The organism is Deltaproteobacteria bacterium (genome assembly GCA_009692615.1).
In the GTDB taxonomy this organism is placed as follows: domain Bacteria; phylum Desulfobacterota; class Binatia; order UBA9968; family UBA9968; genus DP-20.
In genome coordinates this window covers 1-17,934 of record SHYW01000068.1, presented here as the reverse complement: position 1 = coordinate 17,934, position 17,934 = coordinate 1, and the positions used below count along the sequence as shown (strand labels likewise).

At 56.3% G+C, this 17,934-nt stretch carries 19 protein-coding genes; 10 read left to right on the top strand and 9 right to left on the bottom strand.

Features of this window, described 5'->3' with window-relative positions; translation table 11 throughout:
* Positions 1–35 precede the first annotated feature (35 nt).
* Positions 36–689, bottom strand: a complete 654-nt coding sequence (locus tag EXR70_16185; GenBank protein ID MSP40029.1) for a hypothetical protein — start codon at positions 687–689, stop codon at positions 36–38.
* 147 nt (positions 690–836) lie between these two features.
* Here EXR70_16185 and EXR70_16180 point away from each other — a divergent pair, with 147 nt between their 5' ends.
* Both EXR70_16180 and EXR70_16175 read left to right on the top strand, forming a co-directional pair.
* On the top strand, positions 837–1,118 hold the full coding sequence (locus EXR70_16180; protein MSP40028.1) for a DUF4258 domain-containing protein: 282 nt from the start codon (positions 837–839) through the stop codon (positions 1,116–1,118).
* Complete coding sequence (locus EXR70_16175; protein ID MSP40027.1) at positions 1,108–1,386, top strand: YgiT-type zinc finger protein; 279 nt, start codon at positions 1,108–1,110, stop codon at positions 1,384–1,386. The genes EXR70_16180 and EXR70_16175 overlap by 11 nt, the downstream gene beginning before the upstream one ends.
* 94 nt (positions 1,387–1,480) lie before the next feature.
* Here EXR70_16175 and EXR70_16170 read toward each other — a convergent pair whose 3' ends face one another.
* The 8 genes from EXR70_16170 to EXR70_16135 form a co-directional block, all read right to left on the bottom strand.
* The gene (locus EXR70_16170) at positions 1,481–2,404 is read right to left on the bottom strand and encodes an FAD-binding protein (GenBank protein MSP40026.1); all 924 of its coding nucleotides are present in this window, start codon (positions 2,402–2,404) and stop codon (positions 1,481–1,483) included.
* A 189-nt stretch (positions 2,405–2,593) separates the two neighbouring features.
* Positions 2,594–3,913 (bottom strand): hypothetical protein, encoded by a 1,320-nt coding sequence (locus tag EXR70_16165; protein ID MSP40025.1) that lies wholly within the window; start codon positions 3,911–3,913, stop codon positions 2,594–2,596.
* Between the two features lie 33 nt (positions 3,914–3,946).
* Positions 3,947–4,252: a hypothetical protein gene (locus tag EXR70_16160; GenBank protein ID MSP40024.1), complete on the bottom strand. Its 306-nt coding sequence runs from the start codon at positions 4,250–4,252 to the stop codon at positions 3,947–3,949.
* A 210-nt stretch (positions 4,253–4,462) separates the two neighbouring features.
* Positions 4,463–5,575: an extracellular solute-binding protein gene (locus EXR70_16155; GenBank protein ID MSP40023.1), complete on the bottom strand. Its 1,113-nt coding sequence runs from the start codon at positions 5,573–5,575 to the stop codon at positions 4,463–4,465.
* 20 nt (positions 5,576–5,595) lie between these two features.
* The gene (locus EXR70_16150; protein MSP40022.1) at positions 5,596–6,786 is read right to left on the bottom strand and encodes a hypothetical protein; all 1,191 of its coding nucleotides are present in this window, start codon (positions 6,784–6,786) and stop codon (positions 5,596–5,598) included.
* 434 nt (positions 6,787–7,220) lie between these two features.
* On the bottom strand, positions 7,221–7,526 hold the full coding sequence (locus EXR70_16145) for an antibiotic biosynthesis monooxygenase (GenBank protein MSP40021.1): 306 nt from the start codon (positions 7,524–7,526) through the stop codon (positions 7,221–7,223).
* Positions 7,527–7,662: 136 nt separating this feature from the next.
* Positions 7,663–9,270, bottom strand: a complete 1,608-nt coding sequence (locus EXR70_16140) for a hypothetical protein (protein ID MSP40020.1) — start codon at positions 9,268–9,270, stop codon at positions 7,663–7,665.
* Positions 9,271–9,352: 82 nt separating this feature from the next.
* The gene (locus EXR70_16135) at positions 9,353–9,826 is read right to left on the bottom strand and encodes a prepilin-type N-terminal cleavage/methylation domain-containing protein (protein ID MSP40019.1); all 474 of its coding nucleotides are present in this window, start codon (positions 9,824–9,826) and stop codon (positions 9,353–9,355) included.
* Between the two features lie 111 nt (positions 9,827–9,937).
* Between EXR70_16135 and EXR70_16130 the strand changes: the two genes are divergently transcribed.
* From EXR70_16130 to EXR70_16095, 8 genes are all read left to right on the top strand, one after another.
* Positions 9,938–10,969, top strand: a complete 1,032-nt coding sequence (locus EXR70_16130) for a hypothetical protein (protein MSP40018.1) — start codon at positions 9,938–9,940, stop codon at positions 10,967–10,969.
* A gap of 20 nt (positions 10,970–10,989) precedes the next feature.
* Complete coding sequence (locus EXR70_16125) at positions 10,990–11,997, top strand: hypothetical protein (GenBank protein ID MSP40017.1); 1,008 nt, start codon at positions 10,990–10,992, stop codon at positions 11,995–11,997.
* Positions 11,998–12,196: 199 nt separating this feature from the next.
* Positions 12,197–12,943, top strand: coding sequence for an SDR family oxidoreductase (locus EXR70_16120; protein MSP40016.1), 747 nt, complete (start codon positions 12,197–12,199; stop codon positions 12,941–12,943).
* A gap of 46 nt (positions 12,944–12,989) precedes the next feature.
* Entirely contained in the window at positions 12,990–14,009 is a 1,020-nt protein-coding gene (locus EXR70_16115) for a hypothetical protein (GenBank protein MSP40015.1), read from the top strand.
* Between the two features lie 186 nt (positions 14,010–14,195).
* Positions 14,196–15,233 carry an amidohydrolase gene (locus EXR70_16110; protein MSP40014.1) on the top strand — a complete coding sequence of 346 codons (1,038 nt, stop codon included), beginning with the start codon at positions 14,196–14,198 and terminating at the stop codon, positions 15,231–15,233.
* Positions 15,234–15,399: 166 nt separating this feature from the next.
* The gene (locus EXR70_16105; protein ID MSP40013.1) at positions 15,400–16,545 is read left to right on the top strand and encodes a hypothetical protein; all 1,146 of its coding nucleotides are present in this window, start codon (positions 15,400–15,402) and stop codon (positions 16,543–16,545) included.
* 109 nt (positions 16,546–16,654) lie between these two features.
* Positions 16,655–17,362, top strand: a complete 708-nt coding sequence (locus EXR70_16100) for a dienelactone hydrolase family protein (GenBank protein MSP40012.1) — start codon at positions 16,655–16,657, stop codon at positions 17,360–17,362.
* A 105-nt stretch (positions 17,363–17,467) separates the two neighbouring features.
* A partial coding sequence (locus EXR70_16095; GenBank protein ID MSP40011.1) for an ABC transporter substrate-binding protein occupies positions 17,468–17,934 on the top strand: 467 nt, incomplete at its 3' end.

The following is a 17,934-nucleotide window of genomic DNA, read 5'->3' as shown; positions in this document are numbered from 1 at the left end:
CCGGTCTGAACGAACGGACGGGTGAAGCCTTATTTTTACCAGCTAATATGCGGTTCGCGGCCGAAAAACGCCGCGATGGTGATCAGCCGGCACTGGATCTCGCCGCGTTCCAGCGCCACGTCAATGTCCGCCGCGCCTTGATAGCCGGCGATGATGTTGAACTTCACCGAGAAAATTTCTTCGATGAGCTTGGGGATATGAAAGGTCGTCGAGCCGGTGCCGGTGGAGCCGCATTTGGGCGGCTCGGTTGCTTTGCGCAGATCGTCGACGGTCTTGTACGGAGTATCGGCGCGAAAAAATAGCACCGACTCGGTTTGTTCCGGCGTGCCGAGCCAGCCAAACTTCGCCCAGTCGTAGCGTACTTCTTTGCGGCCGACCAGTTGATCCATGTAGATACCCGGATTGAGCGAGCCCAGCGTCAGTCCGTCGGGCTTGGCGATGCTGTAAATATTATTCGCCGCGATCACCGAGCCGGCGCCCGGCATGTTCTGCACCATGATGCCGGGATTGCCGGGAATATGTTTTCCCAAGTAGGTCGCAATGTGGCGCGTCCATAAATCGTAAAGATCGCCCGGCCCACCGCCGCGGATAACGCGGATGGTTTTGCCTTGGAAGAAATTTGTTTGGGCGTGGGCGATTGGCGCAAACACCAAACTCCACGATAGACAAATTAGCAGAAGGTAATTCATATTGTCGTTAACACTTTCATACTTCCAAGCGGTTCATGAGATCAAGCGATAGTATTATTGTTCCGGGACAGGCCCCATCGGTTATTCTGGACATATTACAGTCGTTCGGGTATTGATCCTGGGAAAGGGCCGCGCCGGTTCGCATTGATGTACCCACGAGTTCTGGCGAAAATTCGTAATTTGGTAAAGCAGGGTGACTATGTACTATCCATTCACGCTGAAAACGAATTGGCTAACGATAACCTAACCGAACAAGATCTTGAGGCCGCGATGCTTAATGGGACAATCATTCGCCGTGAAAGAGACCCCATAGGTCGGGGTAAGTATGTAATCGAGGGAAAAACGCAGAAAGGAAAAGGTCTCACCGTGGTTGCGCAATTTTTTCAAACGCGTCAGCTTGTGGTAATTATCACTGCTTATGAAACGTAAAAAAACACTAGATTTAACCGGCGATATCTGCGCTCGGTGCTGCGTCGGCCGTTTGGCGGCGAAACACGGGCGAGAATACTTTCGGCACAAGGACGAACTGGTAATTATTGAGGATGTGCCGGCTTGGGTGTGCAATAAGTGCGGCGAGCGCTACCATCACGCGCAAGTTTTCAAGAGAATGCGTCAAATAGCCGCAGGCCGCGGTCGAATCACGAAACATGTGCGCGTCCCAGTCGCGCGCTACCAGTCAGGCGACGAAGCCGCGTGAGAGCCTTGCGAATGGCGAACAGCATCGCCCCGTCTCTCAGTATTTGAAAAGAAATTCCTGTCGTTCGAAGCTTTTAACTTCCACGAAAAATTTCCTAGCGAAGTATTGCATTGATGTAGCGACACGCCGCGATGGCGGCCGTCGCGCCGTCGCCGGCGGAGGTGATCGCTTGGCGCGCCGAGTCTTGGCGGATGTCGCCGGCGGCGTAGAGGCCGGGCCGTTCGGTTTGCATGGAGATATCCGTCGGCACATGTCCTGTGTCACTGAGCTTGATGAGTTTCTCCAAGATCGCCGTGTTTGGCTGCATGCCGACGTAAATAAAAATTCCTGTGAGTTCGATCTGCGAAGTTTCGCCAGATTTCAAATCCCGCACACGCACGCCGGTGACCACTTCGTCGCCGACAATTCCTTCGATGGCGGTTTGGTAGTGCGGCGTGATCTTCGAGTTGCTTAACACTCGTTGCCTATAAGTTTGCTGCGCGGAGAAAGTCTCGCCGTGGTGGAAAAGCAAAACTCGTTCGGCGTAATTCGTCAGCGTCAGCGCTTCTTGCAGCGCCGAGTCGCCGCCGCCGACCACGCCGACGGTTTGGCCATTGCACATCGGGCCGTCGCAGCTGGCGCAGTGGCTGACGCCGCGGCCCATGAGTTTTTCTTCGCCGGCAACGCCGAGTTGTTTTAGTGTCGACCCGGTGGCGACGATCACCGCTTTCGCCTGATAAGTTTCTTCTTCCGTGACGACCGACCAAGCTTTGTCCTTTGCTTCGATGCGCAGGACTTCGGCGCGCTGAAATTCTGCGCCGTGGTCGGAAGCTTGCCGCTGCAAGTTGGGGCAAATCTCATAGCCGGAGACGCCATCGGGAAAACCGGGAAAGTCTTCGATCTTCTCGATGCTGATCAGATGGCCGCCGGGAATGTTCGACTCGAAAACTAAAGTTGAAAGCCCTTGGCGCGCCGAGAATAAGCCGGCGGTGAGACCGGCGAGACCGGAGCCGATGATGATGATGTCGTAGTTTGCCATTAGTAACTCTAAATTCGAAATTCGAATATCGAAATCCGAAACAAATTCAAATGACCAAAATCCCAAATTTCCAAACAAACTCCATCCGGATTCAGAGTTTTGAATTTTCTCCAATTTTGGATTTTTTTGGCCCCGTGTTTGTTTCGGATTTCGATATTCGAATTTCGGATTTTCTTTTCTACCATTGCGTCAGCGCCACGCGTCGACGGAAACCGTCTTCTGATAGTTGCAATCCATGATGCGCCAGTAGCCGTTGGTTTCGCCGCCGACCACGACGACGTGGATTTCCTCGGGTTTGAACATGTGGATCATTTCGTCCGGGGCGGCTTTCAATTTCGACGCGTAGGGTTCTTCGCCGAAGGTGGCGCGCGGGTAGATGTAATTTTGGATCAATTGATAATCCCAATATTCCTTGGCCGCCATCAGCGAGTTTTCATAGGCCCACTCAATTAATTTTTCCTTCGTATCGAAACCGCCGCGGTCGATGAACTGGCGCGCGGTGATGGGATCGAGCAAAAACGTCGGCTGGCTGTGGGCGTCCAGGCCGCGCAGCATGCTGCGCACATGCTCGCGCCAGAATTTTTCGCGCACACCGAGGGTAAACGCCGTCGATCGGCAGCCGGTGAAAACGCTGACCGTGCTGTCGGTGGCTTTGAAGCCATGCTCGACGTGAAACGGCGTCCACGGGCTGCGCTCTTCGTTCTCGGCGAAGGTGACGTTGTTATAAGCGTAGTTGTTGCCTTGGGAGCCCATGTAAGTCACGCCGGGCACCGAGCTGCCTTGGCCGTTTTGCGAGAGCAATCCGTAGGCGCGGCCGATGGTCGCGTTGGCGTGATTGAACGGCCCCATGGCGCCGGTGCCGCTGTTCATGTTGATTTCATTTCGAATCGGTCCGTTGACCACTACCATCGCCGCCGCTGAACTCGACGTACTGCCGCGCGCCGTGACGCCAGTGGAAGCGAGGGCAAGAATCACCGGCAAATATTCCGGCCGGGCGCCGGCCATCACCGCGTTGACGGCGACTTTCTCCACTGTGTATTCCCAATATTCTCTGAAATGGGTGGAACGCATGTGGCCGACGACTTCGTCCGGTTTGTGGCTCGTGTGCGCGAGCATTTCTTTGACGCGCCTCTGCGTCGGCAGCACGATGGGCAGTTTGTCGGTCCAATTTTTTTCGAGGAATAGTTGCTGTAAGTTCTCTTCGCTGTCGGCATCGACCAAGCGCGGCGTCGAGGCATGCTCGAACTTCGCATTTACAACGCCATTGTCTTCGATCGGTTGGGTCAATCCTTCGATCACTTCTTGCATCACCGGCCGGCCGCTGAGCGGGTCCTTGCCGTCGACGTAGGCACGCAGCTGCTCGGCGGTTTTGCCCATCACCGGTTGGGGCACGAAGGCGCGCGGCGCCCGCGGCATACCGTGCACGCGGTTCACCGACTCGACGACTTTTTCAAATACGTGGGTGTGCAGCGCCACGGTGGGCACGCCGTATTTATTATCCAACGTCATGGCATGCGCGGCGACCGCCGGCGCGCAGGTGCTTCAATGGCCGACACCGATGATGGCGGCGTCGCCGTCGGCTTTGATCTTCTCCCAAGTTTTCGGATCGTCCTTGGTGTAGACGTTGTTCATCTCGACGAACTTAGTTTTAACCGTCGGCATGTGGTCGGCGAACCAACTTTGTACCTGGCGCAGAAACAACCCCGAGTCGTCGAAGCGCGGATCGACCAGATAGACGGTCTTGCCGTCCAAACTTTCCAGCCGCGGCGCCAGCGCTTTGGGCGTGATCTTGGGCGGATAGCCAACCGGATTTAACACCGTGAGTTTTTCGTCGGCGGAAATAGTCATCGCGAAACCCTCCTGATTTTTTCGATGCGCAGTCGATTGATTGCAAAACTATGCGAATCGGTGCTGAGACTCAAGGGAGAAATGGCCGCAAAGAACGCAAAGGGCACAAAAATAAATTACCGACCAATTCCACGTAGGGGCGCACCTATGTGTGCGCCCGTCCGGAGGGCGGACACGTAGGTCCGCCCCTACAATTTAGGAAACGTGCAATTATTTTTTCGCGATCAGCGATTCCAACCAGGGAGGGAACTCGTTGATCTTGTCTTTGTGTTCTTCCAGGCCGGTGAAGAGATATTCGCGCTTGGGGTCGAGGATGAAGTACGGGTTGACGACGCCTTCTTTGGCGATGTCGACGCGCAGCGAGTTCTCGCGGGTAAGTTTTTGAAAATTGACTTGGCCGTCGCGGCTCAAAATCCAATTCAAAAAAACTTTGGCGGCGTTGGGATGGGCGGAGGTGGCGAGCCAAGAAGCCGGATCGGTGCCGGCGCCGACGGCGGCGATGCCTTCGAAATGGATCGGCAGCACGGGCAGGCCCTTAATCGCCAGGTCGTCGCAGTCGACGCCGCCGATGGAGATGGCGTATTTGCCGCTGGCGAGCCAGTCGGCGATCTGCGGCAGGTTGCGCGAAAACGTCAGCTCCATTTCTCCAAGTAAGCGTTTGAGATATTCCGCGCCCAAGTCTTTGCGCTGGTAGACGGTGTACATCTGGTTGCGCGCGCTGCCGAGGCGCAAATCTTGTGAGACGATTTTGCCTTTCCATTTGGGCTGCAACAGATCCCAGTAACTTTTCAATTCATTGGGCTTCACCAAATTCGTATTGATGCACGCGGCGGTGTAGGGCACGGCACGCCACATCGGAATAAATCGCTCTTCGTTGTCGGCGAACCAGAGTTTGCCTTTGTACCAGCCGCTGCCGTCGAGGACTTCGGGCAGCACGAGGGCGGGGCGAATCGGTTGGAGTAAGCCTTTGTCTTTTAACGTGCCGAGCAAGATGTCAGTGCCGCCGAGCACCAGATCGGCTTGGCGAACGCCGCCGCGCTGTTCGGCCATGATGCGCGAAATGATTTCGCTGATTCGGCCCGGCGTGTAGTTTACTTTGATTTTCGGAAACGCTTGCTGAAAAACTTCGGTGTAGAGTTTTTGCTGACCGGTGCCGGCGGGACCGTAGATCGCCAGCCGACCTTCTTTGTCGGCGGCGCGCTGAATTGCTTGCCAGTCGGTTTGCCATTTGGCCGGTGCTTGAGCGGAATACAAATTTGCATTTGCGGCGAGCAGCGCAATGAAGATTGCGCCGCGCAGGATGAAATTTTTGCCGCGTGTCATTTCGCGCCACTGTTTCGCGATTAGATCCGCACCACCCGCGGTAGATGGTCGGCCATCTCACCTTTGTCGACCAGCCGGCCGGAGCCGACCACGTCGAAATGAAGCAACTCAGATTCTTTAAGATCGCGCAGGATGCCTGGCGGATCTTCGGCGCGCAGGACCGCTTGGATCGCCGACAGCCAGAGCTTACGCACTTGAATGACGCCGCGGTCGGAGTAGCCCAAATGTTCGGCGGCGCGGTCGGCGATGCGCCCCTGGCCGATCTGCGCCGCGGCGTCTTGGCCGTTGACGGTGGTCATGTCGAATTTCATCTGTGTGCCGCGCATGAGCGGCACCGGCCGGGAGGATTTTCGTTTGGGCCGAATGGTGGACTGGCCATTTTTAAATGGAAAGAATTTTAGAATGAACGATTGCGTGCTGTAGTCATCCACCGGCACGCGCCAGGCGACATCGGCGAAATAACCGTTGGCATCGTCGGGCGTCGAGCCGCCGTCATGAATGACCAGCACCGGCGGCGTGTAAGAAACCTCGCGATGCCACTCCTTGCCGGCCACCGGACCTTGGCGCCTCGCCACATAGCTGGCGAACAAATCGTCGGCGAGCACTTCGAACTCCGGGGTTTCGGCGCGTTCGGGATTTTCCCTGGCGCCGTTGATTTCACGGCCGTGCAGGATCGTGGCGTGCACCGGATCGAGACAGTTGTCGAGCTGATTCAAAAAATTGCACTCGCGGACATAGCCGTCGTAGGTGCGCTCGCCATCCTGACGAAAGAGAAAGTCGTAGCGCGGAAACGGCGGCGGCTCGCCCGGCCCCATGTAAGCGAAGATCAGGCCGCCCACCTCTCGAATGGGATAGGCTTTGAGCCGAATCTTGTCTTTGAAATTACTCTCCGCCGGTTCGCCGGGCTGCTCAATGCAGCGGCCGTTCACATCGAATACCCAGCCGTGATAGCAGCAGCGAATGCCGCCGGCTTCGACCCAGCCGTATTCCAATGAAGTGCCGCGGTGCGGACAGGTTGGTTCGGTCAAGCCGACGCGGCCATGCTCGTCGCGAAACAGTAAAAGATCTTCCGCCAGCCTGCGCACGATTTTCGGTGCGTCCGATTTTATTTCGTGGGAAAAACTGATCGGCAGCCAATAGCGGCGCAACGTCTCGCCGGCCGGCGTGCCCGGTCCAACCCGGGTTATCATGTCATTTTCAGATTGGTCCATGGTTCGTTCCTGTGGAAGAATACAACGGAACAAGTAGGTCAACGCTGGACAAAATACAAGGTTCGCAGGCTTCAGTCGGTCTTAGCAACTGTTTTCCCGGTGCCAACGTCTAAGTTACGAAAGGCACGAAACGCCTTGGCTAGAAGGGGATAAGACCATGGCTAATTTTAGAATCTGGTATATCGGCACTGAGAACTTTTCGATCGAAGACGCGGCCTCCGAGAAAGAAGCCTGCGAAAAGATCGGTCGGGACAATCACGAATGCCGGGTGCAGCGGATACCTGAGGACGTGATCGTGTCGTCGGACGCGTGAGGTGTTTCCTAGCTTCGTTGAGGTTTCGCGAGGTAATGCGGATTGATCGTTTGGCCTCAAGTTTTCCGTGATCGTGATCGTGCTTTAGGATTTCACGATCACGAACCACGAACACGGCTTGCTACTTTATTTGATGCTGCAAAAAATGCGCGCCTTCGCTTTTGGCGGTTTGATACTTTGCCGTCGCCTCGCGCATGGCGTTGTGCGTCGGCGTGCCGCGATGTTGGGTGTGGGCTTCGACGCTGTCCCACTCGATCATCAGGATCACCCGGCTGGGATCTTCGATGCTGGTGAAAAACTTGATGCCATGGGAACCTCCGTAATTCGCTTTGGTCAAAATCTCGCCGAACACTTTGATGTACTCGTCGCGTTTCTCCGGTTGCACATGTTGGATGACGATTTCTTGGATCATTTTGTCTCTCCTCATTATCTAATCCCTCGCTACGCGCCCTAACGGGCGCTACTTGGGACGACGGCTATGGTAAATCCGATTCCCCGAGTAGCACGCAGCGCGTATCGAGGGGCTGCTGATTCATTAACTCACTTCGCTGCTAATTCCTCTCTTACCGCCGCGCCACCGGCCCGATATGGCCTTGGTTATAATCTTGGTGGCAATTCTGGCACTGGGCGTCGGTGTACTTCGGCTGATTGTTCCGGTGTAAACTCTCGTGGCAGTTGGAGCAGACCTCGAAGTGGACTTTTTTGATACTGTCGGCGGTGAGATGACAGACCGCGCAATTGTTTTTCGCGACCGGAAACTTGTCGCGGTTCATGTGAATTAGATGCAGGTACTTATCGAGGCGGCGCGAGCCGTTGCGGCTGTTGTCGTGGCACAGGACGCAGCTTTCGATACTGTCGAGAGTTAATTTTTGCACGCCGACCATGGGTGGAATTAATAATCCCAGCTCCATCGGCGTGTTCGGCGCATGACAATTCTTGCAGCCGAACCGTTCGAATTCAGTAGGCTCCTTTTGGCCGACTTGAATATGTTTATCCAGACGGGCGATCCAGGATTGACTGGCGTAGTTGCGCCAGGCGGTGGCGCCGATCTCAAAGCTGCCGAACTTGTCTTTGGGCAAATTTTGCGGCACATGCAGGTCGACGACGATGCTCGCGCCGTCGGCATCGAGGGGCGGTCCTTTGAGCGCGGTGTTGGTGGATTCCGTCGCCGTGCCGAAGCCCAACGCGGGTGCGCGCACATGATAAGCGTAGCGCACGCGAAACTCGCTCAGCCATTCTTCATGATAATAAGTCGGGTCTTGCACCGGGCCGTCGAGATGGATGTTAAGTTGGCGGATGCCGTTTTGATCGAACTCGGAAAATTTCAACGGCACGCCTTTCTGGTCGCGTAGAGTAAACGTGGCGCGAATGGTATCGCCGGGAAAATAGACCGGCTTGTCCGGCTCGAGTTTTACTTCGAGACGGCCGCCGTAGTTGTACGGTGATTGCACCAAGCGAATCGGGAAATCGTAAGGCTCGCGCGGTTTTTTGTCCCACACTAGGCGCAGCGAGTGTGCATTCGCTGGGATCGCCAGGCGCTTGGAGAGATTGGTTTGCACGGCGAAGACGATCTTGGCGACGGCGCGCTTGATCTTTGCCGAGCTGCGGTCTTTATGGCGCGCGAAGTTCTCGTAGCGGAACTCGGCCTTGATCATATCGAAATCTTGCTGCTTCAACTGATTGAGAAAATCTTGCTGCGTGAATCGCAGCGGCGCGCCGAGTACGACGCCTTTGGCGTCGCGCACGGATAGTTCCATGCCGTTGACCTCGTTCATCCACTTGGCGCCTTCGAAGACATGAGCGTAGACATCGGCGGCGCTACGACTCTCGCGAAAGTTGCGCCAGTGGGCGCGCGTTTCGCGCACGCCGTCCCAATTCAACTCAGAGAAACTCGATTGCTTGGTCAGCCATTCGAGGGCGGCGCGGTTGTCGACTACATTGCGGTTGTCCACCGCCAGCGTGATGCGATCGAAGACATATTCCTGTCCGGCGATTAAACTTAACGGGCCGGAGGGTTCGCCGTTTTCGACGGCGAGGGAAATCCACGCGGCGTCGCCGGCGGCGCTTTCAGCATCGCCATGATGCTTGATATCGCTGCAGGAAATGGCGCCGGTGAGCAGGGCGACCGAGATAAAAATGTATGAAAGAATCGTTTTAATGCGGCTATCCAATCGTTGCCGCAGATTACGAGATGCCAAGCATTACTGTCAATGTTTAAGCAGCGCGCAAGTTGATGCCGACGCCCGGCTCAGCCTACTGAATGGCGCCGCTGGTGCTATCGAAGCTGAAACTGGCTTGGCTACCGCCGGATGTGGTGGCGCTGAGTTGGTAAGAGTTGGCGGTGATGTTGCTCAATGAAAGCGTTACTCCTTGGGTGCCTTGGAAGCCATTGACGGCGATCACCGCTGTGGATGAAGGATAGACGCCGTTCTTTGCGAAATAACTTTCCACCGCGACCGCGGCGTTGCGCAGATCCGATTTCATCTGCGCGTCGATGCCTTTGCTGCGGTAGGTGATGAACTGCGGTATGCCGATGGCGGCTAATAGGCTAACGATGGCGATGACGATGAGAATCTCGACCAAGGAAAAACCGCGCTGCTGGCGCAATGAGAGGTCTGCGGATCGGTGATTTCGGCTCGAAGGGTTCCAATTATTTAACTTTCGTCGAGTCAATGCATATGAATTGGGATCGGCGATGGGCGCAAAAATATTTAAACCAGTAATCATAAGTAGCATTTTGAATTATTTCCGCTTGACGGTCAATCACGTTCTGCCTATGGTTTCGAGCAGCGGCGACTTGGCGCTATCTCGGTTCATGATTTGCCGCCGGAGGGGTTAATGAAAAGACTCGGATTGCTCTTTGCGCTCGCGCTATGTCTCACCGATTACGCTTCGGCACAGACACCCTACTTTCACGGTAAGTCGATTCGCGTCATCGTCGGCTATCCGGCCGGCAGCGCCCACGATATCTGGGCGCGGATGATCGCGCCGCAGCTGACCAAACATATTCCCGGCAATCCGGCTACGGTGGTGCAAATCATGTCCGGCGCCGGTTCGATGACGGCGACTAACTATATCTACGGTGTCGCGAAGCCGGATGGTCTGACCGTCGGCGTGATCAACGCGGCGCTGTATTTCGAGCAGCTGCAAAAAAAGAAGGAAGTGCAGTTCGACTGGGCCAAGCTCACTTGGATCGGCAGCACTACGCCGACCAGTTCGTTGCTCTACATGTGGGCGAACACGCCGTACAAAACCATTAGCGATGTCATCAAGGCGAAGGAACCGCCCAGGTGCGGTGTCACCGGCACGGGCAACACCGGCTATTTTTATCCCAAGCTGCTCGAGCTGACCATCGGCGCGAAATTCCAATTGGTCACCGGTTATCAGGGCGGCGCCGATATCGAACTCGCCGTCGAGCGCGGCGAAGTGCATTGCCGCGCGTTTACCATCCAAGTATTTTTTGGCCGCGAACCGTTTCATACCTGGCGGAGCAAAAATCAGGTGCGCGTCCTGGTGCAAGGCGGTAAAAAACGCGACCCGCGCTTGCCGGACACGCCGCTTTTTACCGAGCTCATGGAGCAGTACAAGACCAGCGAAATCAATCGCCGCTTGGTAGCGGTGATGTCGGGCTCTGGAGAGTTCGGCGGCGCGCCGATGCTCGCCTCGCCGGGCACGCCGCTCGAATATGTAAAGACGTTACGCGCCGCGTACGCCAAGGCGCTGACCAGTCCGGAATTTATCGCCGAGGCGAAAAAGCAAAATTTCGAACCCGAATTGATTCACGGCGATGACGTGGAAGCGCTGGCCAAGGAAGTGATGAGTCAGCCCGCGGAAGTGATCGCGCTCATGAAAAAAGTGATGGGCGAATAGCCGGCCCGTATAACCATGCCATGGTTTTTTTCTCTCGCTGCCTTACTGTCGCGCTCGCCTGGCTCATTCCAGCAATGGTATCCGCCGCGGCGGCGCCGCTGCGCGTGAACATCGGCGCGGCGTCGGTGAGCAGCAGCATGCTCAGCGTCTGGGCGGCGCAGGAGCAAGGGATTTTCGCCAAGCACGGCATCGACGCGCAGCTGATCTTGATCCGCGGCGGTTCCACCTTAGTCGCAAGTTTGCTCACCGGTGAAATTCAGTTGGCCTTTACCTCCGGCGTTTCAGTCCTCGGCGCGGCGGCGCAAGGCGTCGATGTTAAGATGCTGACATCGATATCGAGCCGCGTCGGCTGGAAATTGATCGCCAGTCCGCAAATCAAAAGTGCCGCCGATCTGCGCGGCAAGCGCTTCGGCGTGCAGAGCATCGTCGGCAGCACCTGGATGTACGCGATGCTGGCGTTGGAGCAATTAAGTCTCGAACCGAAACGCGACAACATTACTTTTCTTCCCATCGGCGATCCGGTGACTATCGGTCATTCGCTCGAAGCCGGCCGCATCGATGCCGCGGTGCTCGATCCGCCGCTCAGCCGTAGGCTCACCAGTAAAGGTTTTTCGCAGCTCGTCGATCTAGCGAAAACCAACGCCAGCTTTCCTGGACTCGGCGTCGGTGTGACGCGAAATTATCTCGCTCAGCAGCCGGCGACGATTGAGAAAATTGTCGCTGCGTTGACCGAGAGTTTGGCCTTCGTGCAATTGCCGGCGAACAAAGCCGTGACGTTGAAAATTCTCATGAAGCATCTCCGCATCAGCGATCCGGCTGTTGCAGAAGATGGCTATCAAGACCATGTTTCGACGCTCAACCGGAAACCCTATCCGTCGCTCGATGGCTTGCGTAGCGCGCAACGCTTGATGGCGCAGCAGAATCCTAAGATCGCCGCGCTCAAGGTGGAGGATTTGGTTGATGCGCGGTTCGTGGGCAAGCTGGACGAAAGTGGCTTCATCGATCGGTTGTACGGCGTGCAGCGTTAGTTCCCGTGTGCCGCGGTTTTTGAGTCGGAAACTATTCACCACGAAGGACACGAAGATCACGAAGTTCGGAAACTCAATTATCCGAAACCTTCGTGGCCTTCGTGCCTTCGTGGTGAAACCGATGTTGGTTTGCGGAATCCGGTTTGAATCGGCGGTGGGATTGCGATATTCGCTCATAATATAGTCAAAGTTTCGGAGGTTGATCGTGCTGGAAAACAAAGTCGTGGTGATTACTGGCAGCGGCCAAGGCATCGGCAAACATGCGGCGATGACGTTTGCCAAAGAGAAGGCGAAAGTGGTGATCGCGGACTTCAACGCTGACTTGGCGAAGAAGACGGCTGCCGAGTTGAGTGCGCTGACGGAAACTCTAGCGATTCATACCGATATGCGCGAGGAAGATAGCGTCAAGAAACTGATCGACCAAGTGATTGGCCGCTTCGGTCAGATCGACGTGATGATGAATAATGCCGCGATCGTGCCGCACTTCGCCTGGAACATTCCGCGTTGGCCGCTGATCGCCGATATGCCTTTGGAGTTTTGGGATCGGGTGGTGAAGACCAACTTGTACGGAACTTTTTTTGGCACCAAGCATGCGATCCCGCATATGGTGAAACGAAAGACCGGTCACATCATCAATCTCTACGGCGGCGGCGGCGTGAAGCCGGGCGGTGCCGGGACTTATATGGTCACCAAAGATGGTATCCGCACATTCTCGCGCTACGTCGCCGAAGAAGTGCGCGATGCCAACGTTTGCATCGTGACCTTTTCACCGCGCGTGCCGATCGCGACGGAGACCGCGCCGGCCGAAGCGATTCAACGTTTACCCGGCCCGGATGTGTTGGGTACGGGGTTCGTGCTGTGCGCACAGTTGCCGATGGTGCAGAGCGGTAAATGCTTCGCCTACGAGAACGGCAAGCTGGTCGATGAGGCGGTACGCGACGGCTGAAAAAGGCGCGAGGCTTGAGACACGAGGCGTGAGTAGGAGAACTTAGATGAAAGTTATCGATGCGGATGCCCATGTGATCGAGAACGAGTCGACTTGGGATTACATGTTGGAGTCGGAGAAGGGGTTTCGACCGAAGATTGTCGGCGCGACCAGTGTTAAAGACCCGTTCGATTATTGGATGGTCGATGGCCGGGTGATTCCGCGCAACAATGTCGGCCGCGATCTGCCGGTGGCGTCGCGGGAGATGAGCGATCTCTCCGCGCGGATCAAACATATGGATGAACTCGGCATTGACTTTCAAGTCATCTATCCGACGTTCTTCATCACGCCGGTGAGCCGGCGGCCGGATGTCGATCTGGCGGTGTCGCGTAGTTACAACCGCTGGATGGCGGACATCGTCAAGAAACAGCCGGACCGGTTTCGCTGGGTACTGGTGCCGCCGCTACAAAGCCAGGAGCATCTGGCGGAGGAATTGAAGTTCGGCAAGGAGAACGGCGCTTGCGGCGTCTACATGCGCGGCCTGGAGTGCGAGCGCAGTCTCAGCGATCCTTACTTTTTTTCTTTGTACGAACAAGCGAGCGCGCTGGATTTGCCGATCTGCGTGCACTCGGCCAACGGCGCGTTTACCACCTACGATTTTTTCGCCGACGATCCGGGTTTCACTAAGTTTAAACTCGCGGTTATCGGCGCGTTTCATTCGCTGGTGTTTCACGCCATCCCGCAGCGCTTCCCGAAGCTCAAGTTTGGCATTATCGAAGTCAGCGCGCAGTGGATTCCCTACGCGCTGCACGATCTGTCGCGGCGTTTCGCCCGGCGTGGCCGCGCGTTCCCAGAAAATATTTTGAAAGAGAATCGGGTTTACGTCACCTGCCAGACTGACGACGATCTCGATCAAGTGCTGCGTTACGCCGGCGAAGATAATTTAGTTATCGGTACCGACTACGGCCACGCGGACAACGCCGCCGAGATCGAAGCCCTGCGCAAGCTGCGCACGGATGGAAAAATCAACGGGCGGGTGATCGACAAAATCTTGCAGGACAATCCGTCGGCGCTCTATGGGATATAAAATACAAAAATTCGAAGCACGAAATCCGAAATCCGAAACAAATTCAAATGATCAAAATGGGTAAAATTCAAAATAAGCTTCCGGCGGATCCAGCGTTTTGGATTTTCTTCTGGTTTGGGTTTATTTGGCGGCGGTTTGTTTCGGACTTCGTGCTTCGAATTTCGGATTTTTTAACGGAGGTTGCAGGTGTTAAGTATCGATGCTGACGCGCATGTGATCGAGTGCGAGAAGACTTGGGATTATTTAGAAGGGGACGACAAGCGTTACCGGCCGGTGCCGATCGCCGTCGACATGCCGACCGGCAAGAAGAGTAATTTCTGGATCATCGGCGGGCGCTTGATCGGCGGGCGCGATAACATCGGCCAGGACACTTCCAAAGAATCGCGTGAGATGGCTAACATCGACTCGCGCTTGAAGCATATGGACGAAATCGGCACCGGCATCCAAGTGCTCTACCCGACCTTGTTCTTGCGTCCTGTTACCGACAATCCGCGCATCGAGCTGGCGTTGTGCAAGTCCTACAATCGCTGGATGGCGGATATCTGGTCGAAGGATAAGAAACGCATGCGCTGGGCGGTGCAGTTGCCGCTCTTGACCATGGACGCGGCGCTGGATGAACTACGCTGGTCTAAGGGCAACGGCGCCTGCGCCGTGTTCATCCGCGGCATCGAAACTCATCACACCCTGCACGATCCTTATTTCTTTCCGTTGTACGAAGAGGCGAGCCGTTTGAATATGGCCATCGGGATTCATTCCGGCATCGGCAACTTCACCGTCAACGACATGCTCGGCGCCGAACCGTTTCGCGTCGCCAAGTTGATCGTCATCGGCGGCTTTCACTCGATGATTTTGAGCGGCATTTTAGAGAAATTTCCCAAGCTGCGCGTCGGCGCCATCGAGGTCGCGGCGCAGTGGGTGCCGTATCTGGTGCACGATTTGAATCTGCGCTTCCCCAAGCTCGAAGGCAAAAAAGCGCGGCCCGACGTGCTCTCCGGCAGCGACCAACTGTTCGTCGCCTGTCAGACCGACGACGATCTGCCCTACGTGCTCAAGTACGCCGGCGAGAATTGTTTGATGATCGGCTCCGACTACGGCCACGCCGACAACGCCAGCGAGCTGCTCGCTTTGGCGAAGTTGAAAGAAACCAGCGACATCGATCCGCGGATCATCGATAAAATTTTGACTTACAATCCGGCGAAGTTTTACGGTCTGGATGTGGATTAGTCCGGTTCCTTCCCCCTTGACGGGGGGAAGTCTAGGATAGGGGTGATCCGACTTAATCGAGTGTACCCCCTTCCTCATTCCTTCCCCGCAAGGGGGAAGGAGGTCGGAAGTCGGAGGAAGAGAAGCAACCTGGCGAGATTGGACAAACTTCAACTGCGAGAAATTAATGGCTGATACATACGATTTACTATTAACCGGGGGCACGGTGCTCAATCCGGCGACCAAGGTCAACGCGAAGCTTGACGTCGGCGTCAAGGGCGATCGGGTCGCGGCGATCGAATCGAATATTCCGCGCACGAACGTGGGGCGCGTCATCGATGTCACCGGCTGCTACGTGACGCCGGGATTGATCGACTTTCATGTGCACAGTTATTGGGGCGTCAATCCTTATGGCTGCGATCTCGATGCGGTTTGTCTCGCCACCGGTGTGACGACGGCGCTCGATGCCGGTTCGGCGGGGCCGATCAACTTGCTCGGTTTTCGCAAATTGGTCTACGAGCGCTCGAAGACGCGCATGATCGGCTTTGTCGCTTTGGCGCAGCATGGAGTGTTCAACGAACCAGGCGAGCTGCTCAATCTTGGCTTCGCCGATCGCGATGGCTCGGCGCAGGCGGTGATCGATAACCGCGACATCGGCGTCGGCATCAAAGTGCGCTTGCACAAAAAATCCATCGGCGAAAACAGCCGCGAGGCGCTACGCTTGGCGATCAAGGCCGGCGAAGCGTCGGGGACGCCGATCATGGTGCATGTCGGCAGTACGGCGATCGGTATGGACGAGATCGCCGATACGCTGCGCCCCGGCGACATCATCACCCACTGCTACACGCCGCAGAAGCCGTCGATCCTCGACGACAAAGGCCAATTGCTGCCGCTCGTTCGCAAGGCCAAAGAGCGCGGCGTGATCTTCGACGTCGGCCACGCCAGCGGCCATTTCGATTTCGATCTAGTCGAGCGCGCCATGGGCGAAGGGATTATTCCCGACATCATCAGCTCCGACCTGCACGGCAAGATGAAGCAGCCGGGGTTCGGCATCGTCGGCGATCTGCCGACGACGCTGACGAAATTTATTCCCATGGGACTGAGCATTGAGAAGATCATCGCCAGCTGCACCGTCGTCGCGGCCAAAGCGGTCGGCTGGCAAGATCGCATCGGCAGTCTCGAAGTCGGCCGCGAAGCGGACATCGCCGTGCTGCAGATCGTCGACGACGCGGTAACGTTGCGCGATTCGGTCGGCGGCGAGAAGCTGCACAAGCAGCGCATCGCCGCCAAGTGGACTGTGCGGGCGGGAGAAGTGTTTGCGGGGCGCGGATGAAATCGGACTCGGAGTATTTAACCGCAAAGAACGCAAAGGACGCAAAAAATAAGATCGGAATTCGCCGGGCTTGGTTTTAGATTTTACTGCTTAGCCGTGGAGGTTCGTTGTGGCTGCTTCTTGGGAAAATATCAAAGCCGGCGGTGGAGACATGCGTACTTACGTGAGCGCGCCTGATGGGTTGGGTAGGGTTCCCGGCATCGTTGTCGTGCAGGGGCAGACTGGCGTCGATGACTTTGTCGAATTCTCACAGCTGGTCGCGCGTGAAGGCCTCGTTGCGGCGGCGCCGGATCTTTATCATCGCGATCCGGCGGATTGTATAGACGATGCGCCGACGCGACGCATGCGTTTGACCGATGCAACGGTGATCGCGGACGTAAACGCCACCGTTGATTTTCTCAAGTCGCATAGTGCGGTCGATCCCGCGCGTATCGGTATCGTCGGCTTCTGCATGGGTGGGCGGGCCGTCTATCTGATGTCGGCGCTCAATCCGGACATCAAAGCTGGGGTGATGTACTACGGCGGCGATACGTTTTCGCCGTGGGGCGATGGCCCTTCGCCGTTTGAACGCACGGCGCAAATTCACTGCCCGATCATGGGCCACTTCGGCGAAGACGACAAAAATCCCTCACCGGCGGACATGGGCAAGCTCGACGCCGAGATGACTCGGCTCGGCAAGCCCCACGAATTTCACTCCTACGCCAACGCGGCGCATGCCTTTGCCAATTTCGGATCAGCTGGGTACCGCTTGCACGCCGCGAACGCATCTTGGCCGCGGACCTTTGGTTTTTTTGCCAAGCATCTGAAAATCGCGTGAGTCGGTAGACCGAGGTGCTCTCGGTATTTATTGTAGAATCACCGCGCATTGACAGCGGAGTAGCGATTGTACTAAACCGGCAACCGTAACCAAGGAGAATCCGAGATGAAACGCTCGCTTAATTTTCCGAGTTTTTTGCGAAACGGCCGAAGCGCAGTTGCCGTTGCTCTTATGCTGGTCACGCTGGTTCCTTCGCTCTCTTGGGCGCAGGCACTGAAGAAAGTTCCATTTCCTTTCTCGCCCATCGGCATCAACGTTTTGCCTTGGCTTGTGGCCAAGGAGGCGCGCATCGCCGAACGGCATGGCATCGATTTCGACCCCGTCTTCATCGGCGCATCGGCGCTTCTCGTACAGTCGATGCTGTCGGGGGCGGCGGATTTTTCCGGCTCGGGCGGACCGGCGATCATCGCCAATGTTCTCAAAGGCGGCGACATCATTCACATCACCTCGATGGTGCCGCGCTTCACTCAATCGATCATGGTTAAGGCCGAAATCAAGCGGCCCGAAGATATGGCGGGTAAAAAGATCGGCGTGAGCCGGCTCGGCACGGTGACTCATTTCGCTTTGCAGAC